The organism is Sphingobium aromaticiconvertens, from assembly GCF_037154075.1.
GTDB lineage: Bacteria > Pseudomonadota > Alphaproteobacteria > Sphingomonadales > Sphingomonadaceae > Sphingobium > Sphingobium aromaticiconvertens.
In genome coordinates, this window is the sequence record NZ_JBANRJ010000001.1 from 3,625,647 (window position 1) to 3,646,958 (window position 21,312).

A 21,312-nucleotide genomic window follows, 5' to 3' on the forward strand; every position below is an offset into this window, starting at 1 on the left:
CAAAATTAGGCCAGCTTGGCAAGTCCTTTGCTAAAACTTTGCAGGCAGGCCGGATAAACACCACCATGAATTGCCGACTTTTGAACGCCGGGTTATGGAATAAATCGTCCATTTTTTCGCGATATTCTCTGATTTTAGGCCCTGTGGCGGCAGGCCGTTTCATCCAGGGGCGCCAGATGCGAAAAATCGATGCTGCTTGACGCAAAAGTTCAAAAGCGGCATATTAATCGTAATTAGGTAAAGGAGAGATGTTGCGGTGATCGAGGCGATAGCTGATCGGCGTCAGGCCATGTCTGATCGACATCCTGTCTGGGAAGAGATGACTCTCGACGCGTATCTTGCGCGAACGCAGCGGTATTTCGCGGCAAAGCCCCTCGTCATCACTGATGCAGAAACGCTGGATTATGCTGCGGTCCACAGTCAGTCAGAGCGCTTCGCCGCGGCCCTTTCCGGCCTCGGGATCGGCCGGGGCGACCGGGTCGGACTGCTGCTCGCCAATTATCCGATCACGGTATCGCTGATGTTCGCGATATGGCGCGTCGGTGGCGTCGCCGTGGCCATCAACACCCTCTATAGTCCCAGGGATCTGGAATATGTGGCGCGCGAAGCGGGCTGCAATCTCCTCATCAGCATGGCGCGCTTCGGGTCGCGCCGCTATGACCGGGAGCTTGATGCCCAAATGCCGGGATGGCGGTCTGGCGATTGCGCCGCCTTGCCGGAACTGCGCGGTGGGCTGGTGTATGACGTAGAAGCGCCGCAGGAATTTATCGCCCCCCTCCCGGTGGGCACATTGCCGATACAAGGCGCGGACCCGCACGATCCCGCCGTCATCATGTTCACGTCGGGCACGACAGGATCGCCGAAGGGGGTCTTGCAAACCCACGATAATCTGTTGCGAGCCGCCTATGCGGGCGCCTATCATCAGGCGTTCGATGAAGGCCGACGCGCGGTTTTCTCGCTCCCCCTCTATCATGGCTTCGGCCTGGTCGTTGGCCTGCTGTCGGGCATGATCGTGGGGGGATCGATCGTTCCCCTGCTTCGGTTCGATGCGGATGCGCTGCTGTCGGCGACACAGCGCCACCGCGCCACATATCTGATGGGCGTGCCGACCATGACGATCGCGATGATGGAGCGGGCGAAGGTCAAAACCTATGACCTGAGTTCGCTCACCGCCGTCCACAGCGCCGCAGCGCCCACTCCGAGCTGGGTCTGGCGCGACATCCAGGAGATATTGGGATGCAGGGAGATCTTCACCAGTTACGGCCAGACCGAAGCGACCGCGACAATCGTCTGCACTCAGCCCGATGACTCGATCGAGGTCGTGGCCGAGACGCAGGGCTGCATCGTCCAGGCAGGCGTTGCCGGGATCGCGGAACAGGATGGCAGGATCTGCGAATTCAAAACCATCGATCCCGTCACCGGCGCCGACCTGCCAACGGGCGTCGCTGGCGAACTTTGCACAAGAGGCCCGATGAACAGCCTGGGCTATTTCCGCCGCCCGGAGGAAACGGAGAAACTCTTCCTGCCGGGTGGATGGCTGCGTACCGGGGATCTGGGCCAATTCCGGCCTGACGGCAACCTGTTCCTGACCGGTCGGTCGAAGGAATTGTACAAGAGCCGGGGGGAGCTGGTTTCACCCAAGGAGCTGGAACAACTCGCCACCACCCATCCCGCGATCGCGCAGGCCTTTTTTATCGGCATGCCCGACGATCGCTGGGGCGAGTGCGGCTGCGCCTGGATCGTCCTTGCAGAAGGTCAACCCCTGTCCGAAGACGATATCCTCGCCTGGCTGAAACCGCAGGTCGCCGGGTACAAGCTCCCGCGCGACATCTGGTTTATCGCGGAAGCGGACTTGCCGAAAACCGGCACAGGCAAGGTCCAGAAGAATGGTTTGAAAGAGATGGCGCTGGCCCATCTCGCCGCACAACGAGGCGCGGCCTGAGAGCGAAGCCGAAACATGGAAAGAGTGATCGATGAGTAGCGAAGGCATTTCGTCCATAGAGGACATCATTCACGACGCGATAAATGGGCTTCCCTATATTCTGGTCGACGCGGACGATCGCGAGAATGAAGGGGATATCATTATCCCGGCCCAGTTCGCGACCCCGCGCCAGATCAACTTCATGGCAAAGCATGCGCGCGGACTGATTTGCCTGGCGATGACAAAGGCGCGCGCAGAGCAGTTGAAGCTGCCACCGATGACGATCAATAATCAATCCGGCCACGGCACTGCGTTCACCGTGTCGATCGAGGCGCGAGAGGGGGTGACCACCGGAATTTCGGCGCAGGATCGCGCGCATACGATAGCGGTCGCCGTCGATCCAACGAAGACATCTGCCGACATCGTATCGCCGGGGCACATATTTCCCCTCACGGCGCGCGACGGCGGCGTCCTTGTACGGGCCGGTCATACCGAAGCGGCCGTCGATATCTCTCGCCTGGCCGGCCTGACGCCGGCGGGTGTCATCTGCGAAGTCATGAACGATGATGGCAGCATGGCGCGCCTCCCCGAACTGCTGGTCTTCGCGAAAGAGCATGGATTGAAAGTTGGCACCATAGCCGACCTGATCGCCTATCGTCGGCGTTTCGAAAAACTGGTGGAGCGAGTGGCGAGTGCGCCTTTTCATAGCTTCTATGGAGGCGATCTCACGATACACGTTTATCGAAACCTGGTCGATGGCGGCGAACATGTCGCGCTCGTCAAGGGCGAGGTACGTCCGGATCTCGACACGCTGGTACGCGTACACCAGGTCGATATGGCGACGGACATGCTCGGCTGGTCCCAGGCCCATCCCGATTATGTGCCGCAGGCGCTGAAAGCCATTGCGGCGCATGACGGTCAGGCGGTCGCCGTCTTCGTGCGTGATCCCAGTCCGGATTCCATCTCGAAGCGGATCGAGGGCGGGCGCAAGACCTATCACGACACCAATGCCACGCGCGATTACGGCATAGGCGCGCAAATCCTGCTGGACCTGGGTGTTCGGCAGATGACCTTGCTCACGTCGAGCAAGGCAAAATTGGCGGCGCTCGAAGGATTTGGCCTGACCGTCGTCGATCGCAGGCCATTGCGCGATTCCGATGTGACGGCCGAGCGTCTATTGGCCGATTGAAATAGGGGGCGACGTTGATCGCCCCCTATTTATCCGTTCACAACAGCGGTACGACTTTTCCGTAACGGCCCTTGTGGAACAGCAAGGGCGCGCCGGGGTGATGGATGTCGAGGGCGTGAACTTCGCCGATGGCGATATAATGATCGCCCGCTTCATGGATCGCATGGAAAGAACAGTCGATCCATGCCAGCGCGCCGTCTAATATCGGCGCGCCGCGTGCCGACAAATGATGGGGTACGGCCTCGAACTTGTCGGGAGCCTTGGACGCCAGAGTCCGGCACAATTCTTCCTGATCGTCTGCCAGCACATTCACGCAAAATCCGCCACAGGCTTCGATCTTGGGCCAACTGGATGAGGCCTTGTCGGGGAAGAAGGCGACCAGCGGCGGGTCCAGCGAGACGGAAGTGAATGACCCGACGATCATCGCGGCGGGCGTCCCGTCCTGCTGCGTCGCGGTGATGGCGCATACGCCCGTCGGATAATGGCCCAGTATCTGCCGGAAGGCAGCGGCGTCAGCGGCGATCGACATGTTTCCCTTCAAACCTCCCAGACCAGCGGAATATCTTCTACCGCCGACACGATACCGGCATGATAGATGGGCGCCGCCCCTTCCTTCAGGGCAAAACGCGGAATGCGGGCCAACCACTCCTGCAACATGACAAGCACTTCCATACGCGCCAGATGCATGCCGGCGCAGCGGTGTGGTCCCTGCGCGAAGGTAGAATGCGCAACGTTCCTGCGTGACAGATCGACCTTCAGGGGGTCTTCATGTTGCGTATCGTCCAGGCCATGCAGCGCCGTCGGCAGGAGTATGAGGTCGCCTGCCTTGAGCTGCGTGCCGAAATATTCCATATCCTCGACGACGTAGCGCGCATCGGACACTACCGCGAAGCGGCGGAACATCTCCTCCACCCCGCGCTGCAGCTTCATCGGCTCGGCCACCATCTCAGCAACCGTTTCAGGATGGCGCGCGAGATAGATCATCATGAAGCTGAGGAAATTGACGACAGTATCAAGGCCGCCGAGCAGCAGCAGCGACACCAGGCCGAGCATCTTGTCCTCCGGCATCGGCGCGCCGTTGATTTCGCTATTCACCATCTGCGTGATGAGATCAGTGCCGGTGCCACCCCGCCGCTCCGCAATGATAGGCGCAACATAGGCAAAGAAGCCCGCATTCGCGGCTTGTAGCGATTTCCCTTGCTCCTCCGGCGTGTTTCCCGATGGGCGGGTCATTTCCTTTGCCAGCAGGTTGAGCCTGGCCGCGTCCTCCATCGGCAGGCCCGCCAGCGCCAGAAACACCTTCACTGGAAAGATGTTGGCAAAATCCCTGGCGAAGTCGCACTGGCCACTGGCGGCGAAACCCTCGATCAGTTCGATCGCCACGGCCCGCACATCGCTTTCGACCTTGCGTATCTGGGCAAGGTTCAGACCCTTGTCGATGACCTTGCGATAGGACGTATGTTCGGGCGGGTCCATCTTTGTGGGCACCATGTCATAGGCTTCGCCGGCTTCGCGCGGCACCCATATGACCCGACTCGAAAAGCGGTCGGGACTACGATAAACCTCATCGATCAGTTCGCCGCGCGTCGCGATCCAGTGGCCGCCGGTGAAGGGCGTCCAGACCAGCGGCGGCGTATCGGGCTGCTGCACCTTTTTCCACGCTTCATGCACCCCTTCCTCGATGCCATCGAGCGCATAGATGTCGACTTCGCGCACCAATGGGGCAGGAACATGGTCGGGAATTGGCATACGGTGTTTGGCAGATGGCGGGGCTATCGTATCGACGTTCATGCCAGCGTCCTCTCTCAAGCGATGTTGGGATCGATGACGGCCTTGGTGGCGACGCCATTCTTCGTGACAGCGAGTGCTTCAGCCGCCTGACCGATGCCGAAACGATGGCTGACGAGGCCAGCAAGCGGTACGCGATCTTGCACCCGCGCCGCGAACTGCATCCCCTGATAGTAATTTTTAGGCGCCGGGAAAGACGCGCCGCCGATTGTCAGGTTCTTCAACGTCAAATCGCGCGGAGAGATAGGCTGGGTGCCGATCGCGCCCCATAGTCCCAGGATGATATAGCGGCTGTGGATGCCGCTGATGTCCACCCCTTCGGGGAACGCAGGCAAAGCGCCCGCCGCCTCGATGACGATGTCCGGTCCCTGTTTCCCGATCAGATCATAGATTATCCGTTTGCGCTCATCGGCCGGCAGGCTGAGCGACACCGTAGACGTGGCGCCCAGGGTAATGGCCGCGTCCAGACGCGCCTGCGCGCCGTCGATGACTATTATTTCTCGTGCGCCCGCCTGCGCCGCGACCAGTACTGCCGACAATCCTACTGGTCCCGCGCCCTGCACGACTACGGAATCGCCGAAACGAACCGGACCGCAACGATCGAAGCCACGCAGGACGGTCGGGAGCGCACAGCCCAGAGCGGCGATCGCTTCCGGTTGCGCCCCGTCCGGCAGCCGATAAAAAGGCATGTTGTTTGGCAACCAGGCATATTCCGAATAGCTGCCCCAGTTAGGCTTTGCGGCATCCTCGAAATATTGGCTGTTCTCACACGGCGTCTGTTCCAGGACGGTGCAGGAATAGCAGCGATGGCACAGTGCAATCGGCGACCAGATGACAAGATCGCCAACCTTTACAGGCGTTCCGGCGTAGTCGCTCGAGACGCCAGCGCCGAGCTGCGTGATCTCGCCAACGCCCTCGTGCCCCAGGATGATCGGGAAAGGCATCTCGCCCGCTTCCCCGGTAAGGATATGGACATCACTGCCGCAGACGCCGCCCAATATCGTGCGGACAAGCGCGCCGCCCGGCTCGGGCGCATGAACCTCGACATCCCATGTTTCCAGTCGGTTCTTTTCAACGAGCACTGCGGCTTTACCGTACATGGCCTATCCTCTCGACAACGACCCAATTTGGCCATGCCATCTTGCTATCATGGCGTCGCGCCAGCGTAATCCAGCGTTCAATCGCAATCAAGCTAATCGTAATTAGATAAAAGATGCAAGAGCGAATCTGTGTAGCGCTACGCCACCCCCTTCATGCGTTTACCACCGTGGTGCTGAAAATTTCATTATATCGTTGTAATATAATAATTATAAATCGCTACGGCGACAGTGGGGCTTCGTGAAAATGGGTGTGATTTGCAGGCCGTTCTTGACTTCTCGATCAGGTGCCGATTAGTATAATCATAATTAGGCTGAGGCAGATCGGCCATTAGCAACAGGAGAAATTATGGGCCGCCTTACCGGAAAAACTGCCGTCATTACGGGTGCGGCGCGCGGAATGGGGGCGTCGCACGCCCGTCTCTTCGCGCAGGAAGGCGCCAAAGTCATCCTCACCGACCATAATGTCGAAGGCGGGGAAGCGCTGGCGCGTGAGCTTGGCGACGCGGCGATCTTTGTGGCCCATGATGTCACCCAGCCGGAATCCTGGGCCAATGTCATCGCGACAGCCGTGGACGCCCATGGCACCATCGACATTCTGGTCAATAATGCGGGCATATTGGGTCCGATGGCGACTACCGCCGACCTTACCGAGGATGGCTATGCGTTGGTGTGCGCCATCAATCAACATTCCGTTTTTTACGGCATGAAGGCTGTCCTGCCGGTAATGGTCAAGGCCGGACGTGGGTCGATCGTCAACATCTCGTCGATCGCGGGGATGGCTGCGAACTACGGCTTTCCAAGCCTCGCTTATGTGGCGAGCAAATTCGCCGTGCGCGGCATGACGAAAGCGACGGCGATCGAATATGGCAAACATAATATCCGGGTAAATTCGGTCCATCCCGGCTTCATCCAGACACCGATGATGGTCGAGGCGACCGATGAGGTCGGGGGGGAAGCGCTCGCCCAAATCCCGCTTGGGCGCATTGCCGAGCCGATCGAGGTATCGAACCTCGTCCTGTTCCTCGCCTCCGACGAATCGTCCTACATCACAGGGGCGGAACATCTCGTCGATGCAGGCATGTTGGCGCATTAGGCGCTAGACGGAGGAAACAGTCATGGCATCGATCGAATTAGACATTCGGGGAAGCGTGGCTGAGGTTCGCCTGAATCGGCCGTTGGTCCTCAACGCAATCAATGCGGAGATGGACCGGGCGCTGGCGCAGGCATGGGCGCGGATTGATGGGGATACTGACATCCGCGTCGCAATTCTTACCGGCGCGGGAGATCGCGCATTCTGCGCAGGGGCGGATATTTCGGAGCCGCCCTCTGGACAGGATGGACTCTCGTTTGGCGGCGGGCTGACAGGCATTGGCGGTCGGCTTGTGCCGTTGCAAAAGCCGCTGATAGCCGTGGTGCATGGCCGTGTCCTTGGCCTCGGTTTCGAACTTGCGATGTGCGCCGACATTCTGGTCGCGGCGGACGATACGCAGTTCCGCCTGCCAGAAGCACGCGCGGGATTCATCAATCATTGCGGCGTGGTGCATCGCGCCATCCGCCAACTTCCTCATCATGTGGCATTGGCGATGATCATCGCGAGTGAGCCGCTCGATGCTGCCCGTGCCTTGCAGCTTGGGCTGGTCAATGAAACCGCTGCTGTCGCGGATCTGGCCGTGGTGACTGACCGATGGGTCCAGAAGATCCTCGCTTGCGCTCCGATGGTAGCCCAAGGCGCGAAGCAGGCGGCGCTTTTGGGTCTGGAATTTGGCCTGGAGGCGGCGCTCGATCGACGATATCCGCTCATCGATGCCTATGCGGTGACGGACGACTGCAAGGAAGCAGCATCAGCGTGGAGGGAGAGGCGATCGCCGGAATGGCGAGGCCGTTAAGGCCAGCAGCCTCGCTCCGCGCGCCTGGATGGGCGACCGGGGATGATGATCCGATCCACGCATTTTCCTGTCGAACGGTCCGTGAAAGGCTGCGTGGTCCCAGCGGGAACCGTCACGGGACCGAATGCCAATTTACTACTCAAGGAAAGGTACCGCTCTGATGGAATTGCATAACAAGAAGATCATCGTAACTGGGGCGGCGCAGGGCATTGGGGCATCTGCCCTTCGTGCCTATGTCGCGGCAGGCGCTCAAGTAGCTGCGATGGATATCGACGCTGAACAGGGCGCGGCAGTTGCTGCAAGTGCGAATGCCGCAGGTCCAGGCTCGGCATTTTTCATCAAATGCGATGTGGGCGACCGGATGGAAGTCGATGCGTCTTTCGATGCAGCCGTTGGCCGGATGGGCGGACTGGATGTACTGGCACATATTGCTGGCGTCCATCGCCATGCAGCCACGCATGATGTGCCCGATGACACGCTGTCCTGGCTCTTCAATATCAACGTCAACGGCACGATCTACACCAATGGGGCGGCGTATCGCCACATGCCAGACGGTGGCTCGATCATCAATTTCGGGTCTGAATCCGGGCTGACGGCCGAAATCAACAACGCCGTCTACGGCGCGTCGAAAGCGGCGGTCCATGCCTGGACACGCATCGTGGCCCGCTAATGGGGCAAGCGGGGCATTCGCCTGAACGCCGTGCTGCCCTATATCGTCACACCCATGTATGCTCGGTTCCGCGAGGCACTGTCAGATGAGGATCTGGCCGCCCATGACAGGGCTACGGCTGAGCAAATCCCTCTTGGCGGAAAATTCGGTGATGCTGATACCGACCTGGCGCCCGTGCTGCTATTCCTGGCCGGCGATGGTTCCCGCTTCATCACGGGCCAACTCATCCCTGTCGATGGCGGGCTGATTTCGGTTCGGTAACGGGTGCTGTGAGCCGGAGCGCCTCGGATCGATCTTGTCGACCGTGCCGGGGCATACCCTCGACCATATCTGTCTGCGGGTTGGTTCGTTTGATGCGGAGATGATCCGCGCCAACTCGTCGCCGTTGGTGTGGGTGTGCGTCCGATATGGGGCGCTTCAGCTCAACCGGCTACGGCCTGAGCCTTTATCTACGCGATGATGAGGGTAACGAGATCGAACTACGAGGATGATTGGCGCAGGTTAAATGAACGGCCTCGCCCCGGGATTGGCCCAAGCCTTTGTAATCTGGCATGTTGGTGGCGGATAGCGGGCCGGTTGATACTGGAGCCTGTATGGGCAGGAACAAGACGTCCCTGCCCACCATGAACGCGGCTTCAGAACCGGTAGGTAACTTCAGCGCCAAATGTCTGGGGCTCACCCCAGATCGCCGTGTTGAAGCCACCGCTGCCGCCTTCGACATAACCCGAATTATAATAGAATTCGTCGAGAAGGTTCTTGGCATAGGCCGCGACGGAGAATTTACTTCCCATGACGTCGTTCCAGCTCAGTCGAACATCTACGGTCACATAGCCAGGCAATTGGGTGCGCGGCGTTATCGAGCCTTCATTGTTCGAAAAATGTGTCGACGTCTGGCCAAACACGTCAGTACGCAGCTTCACCTTACCCACATCGTCCGACAGCGGCATGGTGACTTCGGCAAAGACCGAGCCCGCCCATTTAGGCGCGTCGGAATAGCTGTCGAAAGGAATGATCGGCCCGCCCAGTGGTGCAAGGTCGACGATGTTCTTGGTAAACTTCGCGTCCGTATAGGCACCCGATATGCCGAACTCCAGCCAGTCGCTGGGCTTGACGTTAGCATCGAACTCCACACCTTGAATGCGCTTTTCAGGGACGTTCACGGTGAAGGCCGAAGGGCCTGCGCCAAGATCGACGAACAGCGAATGCTGTGCGTCCTTCACGATCTGGCGATAGACGGCCAGATTGACCCGTGTAGGCACAGCGCCCAGATAGCCGTTGAACTTGTAGCCCAGTTCGAAGTCATAGGTATTTTCATTGCCGAAGAAATTGGCATTGTTGAATGGTGCAACTGCGCCGTTGAAACCACCAGCGCGGAAGCTGCCACGCTGCGCGAAATAGAGCATGTTGCTGGAATTGATCTGATACTGGATATTGAAGGTCCAGCTCGGATCCTTGAGCTTGGCTTCCTGTTTAAAAGGCGTGGAGCCGCTCAGATTGAAGAGGCTTCCGGTTTTCTGGCGCAGGCTCACCGTCTCCCAGCTATAGCGTCCGCCAGCCGTCAAGCTCAGCTTGTCGGTCAGCGCATAGGTCAACTGGCCGAACACCGCCTTCGACTCGTTTCCGACTTCATAATTATAGGCGATGTCCGCTAGCGGGGTCGGAAGTTCCGCACCAACGATCACCGGAATATACTCCTGTTTCGAGGTGTCGGAATAGAACACGCCCAAGATATATTCGAGACCGCCGGTTTTTCCTTGCAGCTGAATCTCATTCGACAGTCGCGTGGTCTTGAACACTTCGCCACCGGGAGGGCCGTTGCCTAGACCAGACCGATTATAGAGGCTCAAAGAACCGAATGGCGAACCGGTAAGAATACCCGGCGTGCGTGCGAACGCATCTGCATAGTTGAAGATGTTCTTGAGAACGATATCGTCACCTATTTCCGCTTCTACGGTATTGGTGATGAATGCGGTATGAGCCTTGTGCGGAAGGTCGTAGCTTAGCCACACCTTATATGGGTTTGCTTGCTGCCATGCCAGATAGCCGGGCACCGCGCCTGGCCAGGTGCCGTCGCCGCGCGGCCCATCACCGATCAATGGAGCAAAGGGGCTATTCACGCCGTAAAGCGTGTCGAGGGTGCTATTGAGGACATATCCATTGTTGGTCTCACCCACCGAATGATAGGAGTAGAGGCCGCCGGCCCCTTCGGATCCGCCGAAATCGCTATATTGTGCAACGGTCGTCATCTTGAAACCGTCCGACGGTTCGAGCACGACCGTGATACGGCCGGAAAGCGAATCTGTGTCGCCCAGCGTATTGCCGGTCTTGATGTTGCGGATGTAGCCATCCTGCTTGTTATAGTCGCCGGCGACACGGACTTTGATGATATCAGAAACCGGAATATCCAGAGCGCCCTGAACCTGGACATAGTTACGCTGACCGCCCTTGACGGTCAGGAAACCACCGAAGTCGTTACCCGGCTTGGTTGTTTCATAGAGGATCGCGCCGCCGGTCGCGTTGCGACCGAACAAAGTGCCCTGCGGTCCCTTGAGGACCTGCACCGAACTGAAGTCGAAAAAGGCCGTCGACGTATTGCCTTCGGTGGCTGGCGCTTCGTTGATATAGGTCAGAACGGCGGGGCTGGATCCCGAAAATGGATCGAGCGTCTGTCCGCGCAGCGTGAAGTTGAGCTGGTTCGAGTTTTGGCCGCTCTTGACGACCAGTCCAGGGACCAGAGCAGCAAGATCCTGCTCGCTCGAAACATTGCGCGACTGAAGCGTTTCGGCATTGAAAGCGGAGACGGCTACGGGAACCTTCGACAGCGACTGCTCGCGGCGCTGGGCGGTTACAACGATGTCGGCTGGGGCCGCAACTTTTTCATTGCCCTGAATTTCGCCTTCAGCCGCCGGCGTTTCCTGACCATAAGCAGGGACTCCGGCAAGAAACCCTATACTCGCGATGCCGCAAGCCAACTGCTGTCTAACATTCATCACTCTCTCCCATTTTAGCGCGCCCTGCAGGCATCTTCGACCCAATCAAAACTAACAATGATTAGGCTGATGTCAACTGATAACGCCTGGGATGGTGACCGTTTCTTGGGAGAACGAAGCCAATGAGGACATCACGAGTGATGGCGGCCATTTTTATGGCTATAAACCAGTGATATAAGTAAAAACCATCGACCTTGAGATTAAAGAAAAATTCCGGATGATGTTGGGCAGCAGTTAGCTGGCAGAGTCAAATGAGGCGAACTCAAATTAGGCTTCACCGTCGTGGTGCTTTATATGGTCGTTCAAACAGATCGATGATTGTATGACTGCAGCTTTCTTAGCCGGATATGACACGGAGAAGCAGTCGGTGATCTGCTGAAAGACCACGTTGGGTCGACATCCGTCGACCGCCATTGGGACTAGGGTCAGGACTCATTGATTGATCCAGAATATAACGGTCGCGGCGATGCAGATGGCGGACATGAAGGTATGGGCGCAACGATCGTAGCGCGTGTGGATGCGCCGCCAGTCCTTGATCCTGCCGAACATATTCTCGACTTTGTGCCGCTGTCTATAGAGCGCCGTGTCGTGTGGAATGGGCACTTTCCGGTTCCCCTTTGACGGGATGCAGGCCGTGATCTTGCGGTCGGCCAGTGCCGCGCGGAACCAGTCGGCGTCATAGCCCTTGTCGCCCAGCAGGACCTTTGCCTTCGGGAAGGCATCGATCATCAGTGCAGCGCCCTTATAATCGCTCATCTGCCCTTCACTGAGCAGCATGATGAGCGGTCGGCCTTTGCCATCGCATACGGCATGTAGCTTGGAGTTCAGGCCGCCTTTGGTGCGTCCGATACGTCGGGGAACATCCCCTTTTTAAGCAGGCTTGCCGCCGTCCGGTGTGCTTTCAGGTGGGTTGCATCGATCATCAACTGGTCGGGCTTGCCGCCCTTTGCTGCCAAGCCAGCGAAGATTTTGTTGAACACGCCGAGCCTGCTCCAGCGGATGAAACGATTGTAGATCGTCTTGTGTGGGCCATACTCCTTGGGCGCGTCGCGCCACATCAGCCCGTGCTTGATGACGTAAATGATCCCAGACACTATCCGCCGATCATCCACTCTTGGCACCCCATGAGACAAGGGAAAATACGGCTCGATCCGGCGCATCTGCGCCTCACTCAGCAGAAACGGAACATCCATCGGCAGCGCCTCCTAACGCTGCTATTGAATCAACCCATCACCCAATGCGCAAGCAATTTAACAGGTCCTGACCCTAGGTCACCGACCCAATATGGCGCAGCCATATCCTGATTGAAGCGAGTTGCACTGAGGCGAGGAAGTTATGGTCGCGCTTGTCAGCGGGTTGCGACGGTACGGAAATATTTGAGTTTATTGAAGAATCGTTCAACGAGATTGCGGTATCGTTAGAGGAACGGGCTGAAAGCCGGGATGTGCTTACGGTTTGGCATTGGCTTGACGCAGGCCCATGCGCCGCGTGCGGCCAGAACGGCGCGCATGGCGTCGCTGAGTACTGTCAAAGCAAATGCACGAAGCACCCGGGGATGCGCGGTAGGTGGGTTGCATGGCCTAACCGCCATGTCTCCAAAAACCCAAATGCATCGGTAAGAGAGCAGTTCGCTTAAGACTGACACCACCGCCATTTACGCCAGAAAACCACTGTATTTCTGTAAATTAGACGATCGCGCGTTGAGTTTCCCACCGTCCTACCCGCCATAATTTTGCTACTGGATGATATTAATTGGCGCTGATCACGCTTCGATCGCGCAATTTGCGGCGTGTCCTAAGCACGATTCCGACGCCTGCTATGTCGGCCTGTTGCTTCCATATGCATCTGGCAAAAGGGAAGCGCTGGAGCAATTTACTACTCAATTGGTCGAGAAAGCGGAGCAGCTTGGCGCGGATTCGTGCGACTGCCATTGTCGCTTGTTCATCTGGCAGCCATCTTGGGAACAGAGTACAACTTTTGTAGAGGCGAGACATGAGCATCGAAAAACGTGTGGATCGGCTTCAACGCAAGATTGCCGCAATTCTGAATGACGACAAGCGATATGCCGTAGCGCAACGTGTCAGGGATCTTGGCTATATAGACTTCCGCGACTTCTATCAGGCCCAACCTGCCCCTGCGCACGTGTCTGCCGTCGAAAATCTGCTCAGATTCGATCGGTGACGCCCCTTGCCATCCGGTGACGATAGTCGAAGACCGGTTCACCTGGGTCGGATCGCCGATCAGTTGCATGAGTTGGACGTTCGATCCGATCTTCGATCGCAGCGCCTTGAGATTGCCGACTTCGAAAGACTGGATGACAAGCGGCGCCCTGGAAAGATAGGCACTCTTCGCAATGCGATCGAGCAGACGCCCTTCCTGCGACAGGCCAGGACCCGCGAAATAAGTGGGATGCTTGATTTCGGGGATCAGACCGATTGTGCGTCCTCGGGCGGCGGCTTCCGCTGCGACAAAATTAGCGATTTCTTCCAGCGAGACAATTTGAAAATGACTGTCATAGCCTCGGCTCTCGGGCCGCACTGCGCCCATTCGAATAAGCAACCGCCCAGATCTAGGCAGAGAAAATCAGTATTCGGTGGTCGTTGTCCAATCGGAATTGCAGGACTGGCCGGACATAAGACAGCGGTGCGCGATGAAGTCGTTGTCGTTGCCGACGAGCAGGAAATAATCGGCGGGATGATCCGGCTCCAAGGTCGAAAGCAGATCCGTCGCTTCCCATTTCTCGGACAGCGCATCGACGCTCAGCCCGACGCGCGCGAGTTGGACGGGATTGAGCATGTTCTTCGGCGGCGAGACATTTCTGCATCAGCGCCCTGCATTATCGAACTGGGTTAGCCGGGCCGAACAGGTGCGGCCTGATGCGGTATGGGCGCTCATTTCGTGATGCAAATCCTGCCTCCAAGAACGCGCGATAAAAAATTTGGCGGCTTTGCATCGCGATTCCCGAAACTGCCTTTCTGCGATCGGCCAGCTTGATGGCAGACCATAGAAAAGCTGCCATTCCGCACCTGAGGACATGAAATTGGCGTCTAATCGGCAACAAAGGGTCGCTAGCAGGCAAGCCTCGCCCAACGCAAAATACTTACCCTAATCCAGCCCGAACAACCGCCCCAGCGATTTGTCCAGCATCAGCAATTGCCACAACAGCCGACCATGATCGGCCAAGCCTGACTTGTGATCGGCGGCGACCTTCGCCAGCATCTTCGTATCGAACCATTCGGTCCGCGCCAGCGCCGATCCGCCCGCAACGCCCGCCGCTTCCCCGGCCAGCGGGCCACGGAACCAGTCGCTGATCGGCGTCACGAACCCCATTTTCTGGCGATAGAGAATGTCCTGGGGCAGGAACGCCTCCATCGACTTTTTCATCAGATATTTGCCGCTATTGCCCCTGATCCGCTGGGACACGGGCAGGCGCGCAGCAAATTCGACCAGCCGGTGATCGAGCAATGGCTCGCGCGCCTCCAGGCTGACGGCCATGCTCATCCGGTCGGTTTTCGTCAGGATATCGCCGGGCAACCAGATGCGAAGATCGGCATATTGCGCGCGGTCGAGCGGATCGCGCGCGGGCGCGTCGCGCATCGCCTTCACATAGCGGTCCTCGGCCCGATGCCCCGCTATATGCCCGCGCATCTCCGCACTGAACAGTCGCTGGCGCAAGGCATAGGGCGTGACCCCGACCGACGCGGCATAGGCCTCTTCCCCGCTACCCGCCAATTCCAGAAAGGTCGACTTGGCCCGCAAGCCACGCGGCGCCCAGTCCGCCTTGGGATAGAAACGCCCCAGCGTACCGAATAAAGGCTGGCGCACGGACGCGGGGATCAAGCCGCGTATCCGCTCCCCCTGCATCTGGAATCGATGGCGGCGATAACCCGCAAAGGCTTCATCCGCGCCGTCCCCTGACAACGCCACCGTCACCTGCTCGCGCGCCAGTTCGCACACCCGATAGGTTGGCAGCGCCGACGCATCCGCGAACGGCTCATCGAAATGATGGGCGAGCGTATCGATCAGCGCATAATCGTCGGGCGACACGATCCGCGTGCGGTGGTCGGTCGCAAAACGCCGCGCGATGCGGTCGGCATAGGCCGTTTCGTCCAGCGCCGCGACGTCGAAGCCGATGGTGCAGGTCTTGACCGCCTTGTTCGATGCCTCGGCCATCAGCGCGACGACGCTGCTGCTGTCCACGCCGCCCGACAGGAACGCGCCCAACGGCACGTCCGCGACCATGCGCGATCGGACGGCCTGCCGCATCAAGGCGACCAGTTCCTCCTCCAGCGCCTCGGCCTTCTTCGTCGTGCGATCGGCGAAGCTGACGTCCCAATAGCGTGTCGGCGCCAAGACAGGCCGCCCGCGCACCAGCCGAAGCGTCTCCCCCGCCCCCAGCTTTTTCACACCCGCGACCAGACAGGCATCGTCGGGCACATAGCCATAGGCCATATAATCCTCGACCGCCGTCAGGTCCGGCGCGCGGCGCAGTAACGGATGGGCGAGCAGCCCCTTCAATTCCGATGCGAATATGACGCTGCCATCGGGCAGGCTGGCATAATGAAGCGGCTTTACCCCCAGCCGGTCGCGCACCAGCCAGATTGCCTGCGCTCGCGCGTCGAACAGGGCAAAGGCGAACATGCCGTTGAACCGCTCGACACAGGCCTCCCCCCACTGGCGATAGCCGTGCAGGATGACTTCGGTGTCGCTATGGGTGCGAAAGACATGGCCCTTCGCCTCCAGTTCGGCGCGCACCTCGGCAAAATTATAGATTTCGCCGTTGAAGACGACCGCCAGACTCCCGTCCTCGGTCAGCATCGGCTGCGCACCGCCACCAATGTCGATGATGGACAGACGCAGATGCCCCAGACCAACGCCCGGCGCGGTCCACACACCCACCCCGTCCGGCCCGCGATGCGGCATCGCGTCGATCATCAGGCGCACGCGCGCGGGATCGACCGGCTTTGCCGTTTCGATATGAAAGATGCCTGCTATCCCGCACATATGCAGCGGCCTTAGAGCATGACGGGATCAAGGGCGAAACGGTTTTTCGCGGAGTCCCTGCGAACGCCCGCGATCACGAAATGCCAGCGCTGCGGTCGGCCAATGCCCTTACCGAACCAAGGTCGCGCAGGAAGGCGACGATGGCCGCGTCGGCAGGCTTCCCCTCACGCTGTTCGGCAGAGATCAGGATGGCGACCGCCCGCTGATCGCGACCCAGCAGGCGGGCCAACATCGTATCCAGCTTGACCTGCGCCGCGCTGCCCGTCAGCGCGCCACCGCCCACACGGTAAAAGGTTGCGACATGCCGAACGACCGGGCCGGGCGCGGTAATCTGCTCGCCGCGCGCACCGGACGGCGCAGATGCTGGCGAGGACCATGCCCATTCCCCATCGGGATCGACCGCACCCTGCCCGAAGCCCACCAGTTCGCGGCCTTCCGCCTGGCCGTCATAGGCGATGATGGTCAGGTCCACCACCTGCCCCTCCGCATTGGCGTAGCGCGCGGCGGCGTGAAGGTTCGCGCCATCGAAGCGCGGCTTCCACGGATAAGCGGGCGACGCATCGGTCTGCGCCCAGCCTTTTATCTGCGGCAGCGCCAGCCGGGCGGGCAAGGGATCGCTGGCCGCAGCGGAAATGGTGAGCCACAGCGGCGCGGCGAGCGCCAGCGCCAGTGCGCCGCCTGCAACACCCAGCATCGCCCCCTGCCGGACTGCGCCCTGCAACTGGCGGGGATCGAACCACGCATCCCCCGGCTTGCGGTCAAAAAAAGGCCAGGCAACGGCCATCACCAGCGTCATGATGATGGCGAAGAACACCCAGCCATAGACGATATGATCGAACCCCACCGCCGCGTCGATGCTGGTATAATGGGCGACCAATATCGTCGCAAAAGCGCGAAAGCCATTGGCAAGGATCGACAGCGACAGCGCCCCGGCCATGAAAGTGATCCGGCGCGGCCAACTGCGGAAACAGACATTGCACACCAGCGCGCCATAGGCGGTCATGGCGATCAGGAACTTGGCGCCCGAACAGGCCTCCGCCACCTCGAAATAGCCGGTCGGCGTGGTGATGAAGATGCCCTCCATATGTGCGGGCACGCCAGCCAGACCAAGGAAAAACATGGAAAGCCGCGCCGTCACCAGTTGCAGGAAGGGCACGACCTCCTCCCCGAACGGCACCAAGAAAAAGGCATAGAAAAGCGGGAATATCAGCGCGCGGGCGACCGAGGGGCCTAGCAGCGCGATAACCGCCCCCTGAAGCATGACGACCAACCCGCCATGCCGAAACAGCGCCACCCCCGCCGCCGATCCCAACATCCAGCACAGCGCTCCCGCGCCCAGCCAGATCAGGCCCGGCATCCAGACGACAGGATCAAGCTGACGCAGACCGGAGGCGCGCTGTTGCACCAGCCAGCCGACCAGAAAGGGCACGAAAAGGCAGTGACCGAAGGTCGAAGAGGTCCACCAGATCGTCACCATGTCGCGCGCATCAGCAGCGAATAGCAACAGGATTGCAGCCGCCACGATGCCCAGCACCATGAGGTGCCCGCGCCATCCGGTCAGATCGATGCCCCCGCCCGACAGGCGGCGAGCAAGCGTTGCGCCCCCACTCACGCCGCTACCCTCAACAGGTCAGGCACCCCCGCCAGTGTCGCGCGCCAGTCATAGCGCTCGACCATCCGCGCCCGCGCGGCTGTCCCCAGCATGGCGGCACGCTCCGGCGTAGCCAGCAGATCACAGACAAGGGCGGCCTCCTGATTGGCATTATCGGCGACAAGGAAATGCACGCCATCGCGGGCATCAATCCCCTCCGCCGCCTGGGCAGAGGCGACGACCGGACGCGCCATCGCCATAGCCTCCAGCACCTTGTTCTGAATACCCCGCGCAATCCGCAGCGGTGCAACGACGACATCCGCCGCCGCCAGCCAGCCGCGCACATCAGGGACAGCGCCGGTAACGATGACGCCGGGCAGATCACCCAGCGCCAGCACAGGCTTTGAGGGCGCCCGTCCCACGATGGCGAAGCGCGTATCGTGATAGGCAGCACGGATCGCAGGCAGCGTCACCCGCGTGAAACTCTCCACCGCCTCGACATTGGGTCGATAGTCCATCTGGCCGGTGAAGACGAGCAGCGGTCCCTCCCCCTTCCCGACCCGCGCGAAATCGGCGGCAGGATTGAAATGGTCGAGCGCAACGCCATTCTCCAGCGCCCGCACCCTGTCCCGCCCCTGCCCGCTGGCAGCGCGAAACAGCGCGGCCTCCGCCTCACTCACGAACACGCTCACCTGCGCCCGATCAGCGACGGCACGCTCGAAATCGAGCAAAACGCGCCCCTCGCGCCGGTTGATCCACCCCATCGCCCCCCGTCCCTGCACGCCATAGGCCGCATATTTGGCGGAGTCGAAATCGACGAAATCCATGAGGAAGGGGATATGCGACGGCAGGGCAGGCACAAAATGCGCCATCTGCGCCGAATAGGCGACCACGGCGGCAATGGGCCGCTCGGCAAGAGTCCGGGCGACCCAGCGATGCAGGCCCCCATGATCGAACAGCGACACCAGCAAAGGCTGCCCGCGCACCAACCCGGTCAGGCCAGCGACCACGCGCGAGCGATCCCGCATCAACACGCACTGGCTGGCGGTGATGCTCGCCATGTCCGCCGCGAACCCCATGTCGCGATCATCGTCGGCAAAACAGCCGACATGGACCGGTGCAATCTCCGCCAGCCGCTTCAACAGATGATAGGAGCGGATTTTGTCACCACGATCGGGCGGAAAGGGAATGCGGTGACAGAGGAAGAGGATTTCCCCCTTCCCTTGTAACATGTTCACGGCTTCAACCGAGGCCACGGGAAATCACCGGGCCAAGAAGGTTGGCGACCGGCAGCGGCAGGCGCTTCCACAGGTCGATGCGGCGCTGATATTTGGGACTGTTGGGATTGATGTCGCGGTCCGCGCCGTCCCCACCCCATAGATGATAGCACAGCGGCTGCGGTTCGAAGCCAAAGCTCTTCTTCCACGCCGCCTGCCCGCTGCCCACCTTCGACCGGCCAAAGTCGAAATGCGTGCATCCCCGCGTCCGGGCATGACCCATTAGCCGGTAATACATGAGTTCATTGGACCGCAACCGCCGCGCATCCTGAACGCCCCCACCCCAATAGGGCATCACATGACCAGCGTGATACAGGCTCAGCACGGCCGAAACCGGACGGTCGCCGTCATAGATGGTGGTAATGTCGGCATCCTCACCGAACACGGCCATGACCTCGCGGAAAAGCCGCGCAGGGAAAACCGGCGTCCCCAGGTTGCGGACGCTTTCCCCATAAATCCGAAAATGATCGCGCATGTGGCGTGCATCCCGCCCATGCTCCACGCGTAGCGCCGGATTGGCGAGCGCCTTGCGCAATTCGGCGCGGTGCTTGCGCGGGATGGCCAGCAATTCCGCCTCATCATCGGCGGCCAGCGGACGGACGAAGCCCAGATGTCCATCGCAGCGACTGGTCCAGTCACCGCCCGGAGAAACGCCTCCCCGCAATTCGACCGACAGGCCGCCAAGATCCGCACCCAGTTGCTGCGCCGCCCGACCCAGCGCCACGCGTGCAGCGGGATCATCGGCCAGCAGCCCGCCATCGACGGCAAAGGCGCTCGACACCAGCGCCTGGCCGAACAGGCGACTGCGGACATGATGCAGCGGCAGCAGCCCTACGATCTTGCCCGAAGGCGCTACCGCCGCCAGCATATGCGCGGGATTGCTGGTAGCGCGGGCCACGGCGGTCATCCAGGCGGGACGATGGAAGGGCGTGCCATCCGCATGGCCCAGAACGAACGCATCCGCCGCCGCCGCCAGCAGGGGATCGGCAAGGTCCAGTGTCGTCACCGCCATGTCGGCCTGATATCCCATCCTCATGCCGCCTGCTCCGCCTGTGCATCGACCAGCGCGTCGATCCGCGTCCAGGCGAAATCGCGGGTCAGGCGACGCAGCTTGCCCGCCATCGCCGAAAGATTGCTATAATGCCGCACCCGCGACTTGAACGGCGCGCCCGCGACGCGCGGCTGGTCCGGATCAATTTCCCACGGGTGGAAATAAATGATCGCGGGCCGCTGCGCTTGCCCGTTTACCTGATTGATGGCCCAGCGGGAGAAGGCATAGGGCAGCAGCCGGAAGAACCCTCCGCCCCCCGCCGCCAATGTCCGGTCGCCCAGCTTCGCCGTCGTCACGGGCAATTCCAGCAGAGGCGAACCTGCCACCGGCTTCCAGGCGAAGCGCGGCGAGTCCGGCCAGCCATAATGATCGTGGCGCACCGGCGCGACGCTGGAGGAATAGCGATACCCCTCCTCCGCCAATATGGGATGCGCCCAGGGCGTGCGGCCATCGATCGAGAAACTGGGCGCACGATAGCCGGTCACACGCTGGCCGGAGGCATCCTCCAGCATGGCACGTGATTTTCGCAAATCCGCGCGGAATTGATCGGGGGTAAAGGTGAAGACGCGGGCATGGTCAAACCCATGGCTCGCCACTTCATGCCCCGCCTCCGCAATCCGGCGCAAAAGGGCGGGATAACGCTCCGCCACCCAGCCCAGCGTGAAAAAGGTGCCCTTGACCCCCGCCTCGTCGAACAGCGCCAGCACCGCGTCGGTATTGCGCTCGACCCGATGGGTCAGCCCATCCCAATCGGCACGGTCGATCGTGCGCTCAAAAGCGCCGACCTGAAACCAGTCCTCGACATCGACCGAAAGGGCGTTCTGCATCATGGTCAATTCTGCCTT

General features: G+C 60.3%; 16 protein-coding genes and 2 pseudogenes. 5 read left to right on the forward strand and 13 right to left on the reverse strand.

Annotated features, from left to right (window positions below):
* Positions 1-256 precede the first annotated feature (256 nt).
* Both WFR25_RS17300 and ribB read left to right on the forward strand, forming a co-directional pair.
* Positions 257-1,942, forward strand: coding sequence for a class I adenylate-forming enzyme family protein (locus tag WFR25_RS17300; protein WP_336972575.1), 1,686 nt, complete (start codon positions 257-259; stop codon positions 1,940-1,942).
* A 31-nt stretch (positions 1,943-1,973) separates the two neighbouring features.
* The gene (gene ribB, locus WFR25_RS17305; RefSeq protein WP_336972578.1) at positions 1,974-3,110 is read left to right on the forward strand and encodes a 3,4-dihydroxy-2-butanone-4-phosphate synthase; all 1,137 of its coding nucleotides are present in this window, start codon (positions 1,974-1,976) and stop codon (positions 3,108-3,110) included.
* A gap of 37 nt (positions 3,111-3,147) precedes the next feature.
* Here the strand turns inward: ribB and WFR25_RS17310 are convergent, their stop codons facing one another.
* Genes WFR25_RS17310 through WFR25_RS17320 form a run of 3 tightly spaced genes read right to left on the reverse strand, consistent with a single transcriptional unit; the run spans position 3,148 to position 5,998 of the window.
* Complete coding sequence (locus WFR25_RS17310) at positions 3,148-3,639, reverse strand: flavin reductase family protein (RefSeq protein ID WP_336972580.1); 492 nt, start codon at positions 3,637-3,639, stop codon at positions 3,148-3,150.
* A gap of 8 nt (positions 3,640-3,647) precedes the next feature.
* The gene (locus WFR25_RS17315) at positions 3,648-4,901 is read right to left on the reverse strand and encodes a cytochrome P450 (protein ID WP_336972582.1); all 1,254 of its coding nucleotides are present in this window, start codon (positions 4,899-4,901) and stop codon (positions 3,648-3,650) included.
* A 14-nt stretch (positions 4,902-4,915) separates the two neighbouring features.
* The gene (locus tag WFR25_RS17320; protein ID WP_336972583.1) at positions 4,916-5,998 is read right to left on the reverse strand and encodes a zinc-binding dehydrogenase; all 1,083 of its coding nucleotides are present in this window, start codon (positions 5,996-5,998) and stop codon (positions 4,916-4,918) included.
* A 346-nt stretch (positions 5,999-6,344) separates the two neighbouring features.
* Between WFR25_RS17320 and WFR25_RS17325 the strand changes: the two genes are divergently transcribed.
* From WFR25_RS17325 to WFR25_RS17335, 3 genes and pseudogenes are all read left to right on the forward strand, one after another.
* Positions 6,345-7,091, forward strand: coding sequence for an SDR family NAD(P)-dependent oxidoreductase (locus WFR25_RS17325; protein ID WP_336972585.1), 747 nt, complete (start codon positions 6,345-6,347; stop codon positions 7,089-7,091).
* A gap of 22 nt (positions 7,092-7,113) precedes the next feature.
* Positions 7,114-7,884 (forward strand): enoyl-CoA hydratase-related protein, encoded by a 771-nt coding sequence (locus tag WFR25_RS17330; RefSeq protein ID WP_336972587.1) that lies wholly within the window; start codon positions 7,114-7,116, stop codon positions 7,882-7,884.
* A 160-nt stretch (positions 7,885-8,044) separates the two neighbouring features.
* Positions 8,045-8,815, forward strand: a pseudogene (locus tag WFR25_RS17335) (SDR family NAD(P)-dependent oxidoreductase).
* 374 nt (positions 8,816-9,189) lie between these two features.
* On the opposite strand, the gene WFR25_RS17340 reads toward WFR25_RS17335, so the two are convergent.
* The 10 genes and pseudogenes from WFR25_RS17340 to WFR25_RS17385 all read right to left on the reverse strand — a co-directional run bounded on the left by WFR25_RS17340 (position 9,190) and on the right by WFR25_RS17385 (position 21,297).
* Complete coding sequence (locus WFR25_RS17340) at positions 9,190-11,544, reverse strand: TonB-dependent receptor (RefSeq protein ID WP_336972589.1); 2,355 nt, start codon at positions 11,542-11,544, stop codon at positions 9,190-9,192.
* 432 nt (positions 11,545-11,976) lie between these two features.
* Positions 11,977-12,737, reverse strand: a protein-coding gene (locus WFR25_RS17345) for an IS5 family transposase (RefSeq protein WP_156028742.1) whose coding sequence is annotated in 2 segments (ribosomal slippage) — positions 11,977-12,404 and positions 12,404-12,737 — 762 coding nt in all. Because the reading frame shifts where the segments join, the coding sequence is not laid out codon by codon here.
* Positions 12,738-12,810: 73 nt separating this feature from the next.
* A pseudogene (locus WFR25_RS17350) lies at positions 12,811-12,961 on the reverse strand (IS5/IS1182 family transposase); the annotation flags it as partial.
* Positions 12,962-13,485: 524 nt separating this feature from the next.
* The gene (locus WFR25_RS17355) at positions 13,486-14,091 is read right to left on the reverse strand and encodes a PI-PLC domain-containing protein (RefSeq protein ID WP_336972591.1); all 606 of its coding nucleotides are present in this window, start codon (positions 14,089-14,091) and stop codon (positions 13,486-13,488) included.
* A 36-nt stretch (positions 14,092-14,127) separates the two neighbouring features.
* Entirely contained in the window at positions 14,128-14,340 is a 213-nt protein-coding gene (locus WFR25_RS17360; RefSeq protein ID WP_336972594.1) for a hypothetical protein, read from the reverse strand.
* A 309-nt stretch (positions 14,341-14,649) separates the two neighbouring features.
* Positions 14,650-16,548, reverse strand: coding sequence for an XrtA/PEP-CTERM system amidotransferase (locus tag WFR25_RS17365; RefSeq protein ID WP_336972595.1), 1,899 nt, complete (start codon positions 16,546-16,548; stop codon positions 14,650-14,652).
* 73 nt (positions 16,549-16,621) lie between these two features.
* Positions 16,622-18,085 carry an exosortase A gene (xrtA, locus tag WFR25_RS17370; RefSeq protein WP_336974945.1) on the reverse strand — a complete coding sequence of 488 codons (1,464 nt, stop codon included), beginning with the start codon at positions 18,083-18,085 and terminating at the stop codon, positions 16,622-16,624.
* A gap of 71 nt (positions 18,086-18,156) precedes the next feature.
* Positions 18,157-19,371, reverse strand: coding sequence for a TIGR03087 family PEP-CTERM/XrtA system glycosyltransferase (locus WFR25_RS17375; RefSeq protein WP_336974947.1), 1,215 nt, complete (start codon positions 19,369-19,371; stop codon positions 18,157-18,159).
* 10 nt (positions 19,372-19,381) lie between these two features.
* Positions 19,382-20,452, reverse strand: a complete 1,071-nt coding sequence (locus tag WFR25_RS17380; protein WP_336972596.1) for a FemAB family XrtA/PEP-CTERM system-associated protein — start codon at positions 20,450-20,452, stop codon at positions 19,382-19,384.
* Entirely contained in the window at positions 20,449-21,297 is an 849-nt protein-coding gene (locus tag WFR25_RS17385) for an XrtA system polysaccharide deacetylase (RefSeq protein ID WP_336972597.1), read from the reverse strand. Before WFR25_RS17385 ends, WFR25_RS17380 begins: the two co-directional genes overlap by 4 nt.
* Between the last annotated feature and the right edge of the window lie 15 nt (positions 21,298-21,312).

Coding starts and splice junctions, on each gene's coding strand:
- ribB (WP_336972578.1), top strand. CDS start 1,974: ATGAGTAGCGAAGGCATTTCGTCCATAGAGGACATCATTCACGACGCG.
- WFR25_RS17310 (WP_336972580.1), bottom strand. CDS start 3,639: ATGTCGATCGCCGCTGACGCCGCTGCCTTCCGGCAGATACTGGGCCAT.
- WFR25_RS17315 (WP_336972582.1), bottom strand. CDS start 4,901: ATGAACGTCGATACGATAGCCCCGCCATCTGCCAAACACCGTATGCCA.
- WFR25_RS17320 (WP_336972583.1), bottom strand. CDS start 5,998: ATGTACGGTAAAGCCGCAGTGCTCGTTGAAAAGAACCGACTGGAAACA.
- WFR25_RS17325 (WP_336972585.1), top strand. CDS start 6,345: ATGGGCCGCCTTACCGGAAAAACTGCCGTCATTACGGGTGCGGCGCGC.
- WFR25_RS17330 (WP_336972587.1), top strand. CDS start 7,114: ATGGCATCGATCGAATTAGACATTCGGGGAAGCGTGGCTGAGGTTCGC.
- WFR25_RS17340 (WP_336972589.1), bottom strand. CDS start 11,544: ATGAATGTTAGACAGCAGTTGGCTTGCGGCATCGCGAGTATAGGGTTT.
- WFR25_RS17355 (WP_336972591.1), bottom strand. CDS start 14,091: ATGGGCGCAGTGCGGCCCGAGAGCCGAGGCTATGACAGTCATTTTCAA.
- WFR25_RS17360 (WP_336972594.1), bottom strand. CDS start 14,340: ATGCTCAATCCCGTCCAACTCGCGCGCGTCGGGCTGAGCGTCGATGCG.
- WFR25_RS17365 (WP_336972595.1), bottom strand. CDS start 16,548: ATGTGCGGGATAGCAGGCATCTTTCATATCGAAACGGCAAAGCCGGTC.
- xrtA (WP_336974945.1), bottom strand. CDS start 18,085: ATGGTGCTGGGCATCGTGGCGGCTGCAATCCTGTTGCTATTCGCTGCT.
- WFR25_RS17375 (WP_336974947.1), bottom strand. CDS start 19,371: ATGTTACAAGGGAAGGGGGAAATCCTCTTCCTCTGTCACCGCATTCCC.
- WFR25_RS17380 (WP_336972596.1), bottom strand. CDS start 20,452: ATGAGGATGGGATATCAGGCCGACATGGCGGTGACGACACTGGACCTT.
- WFR25_RS17385 (WP_336972597.1), bottom strand. CDS start 21,297: ATGATGCAGAACGCCCTTTCGGTCGATGTCGAGGACTGGTTTCAGGTC.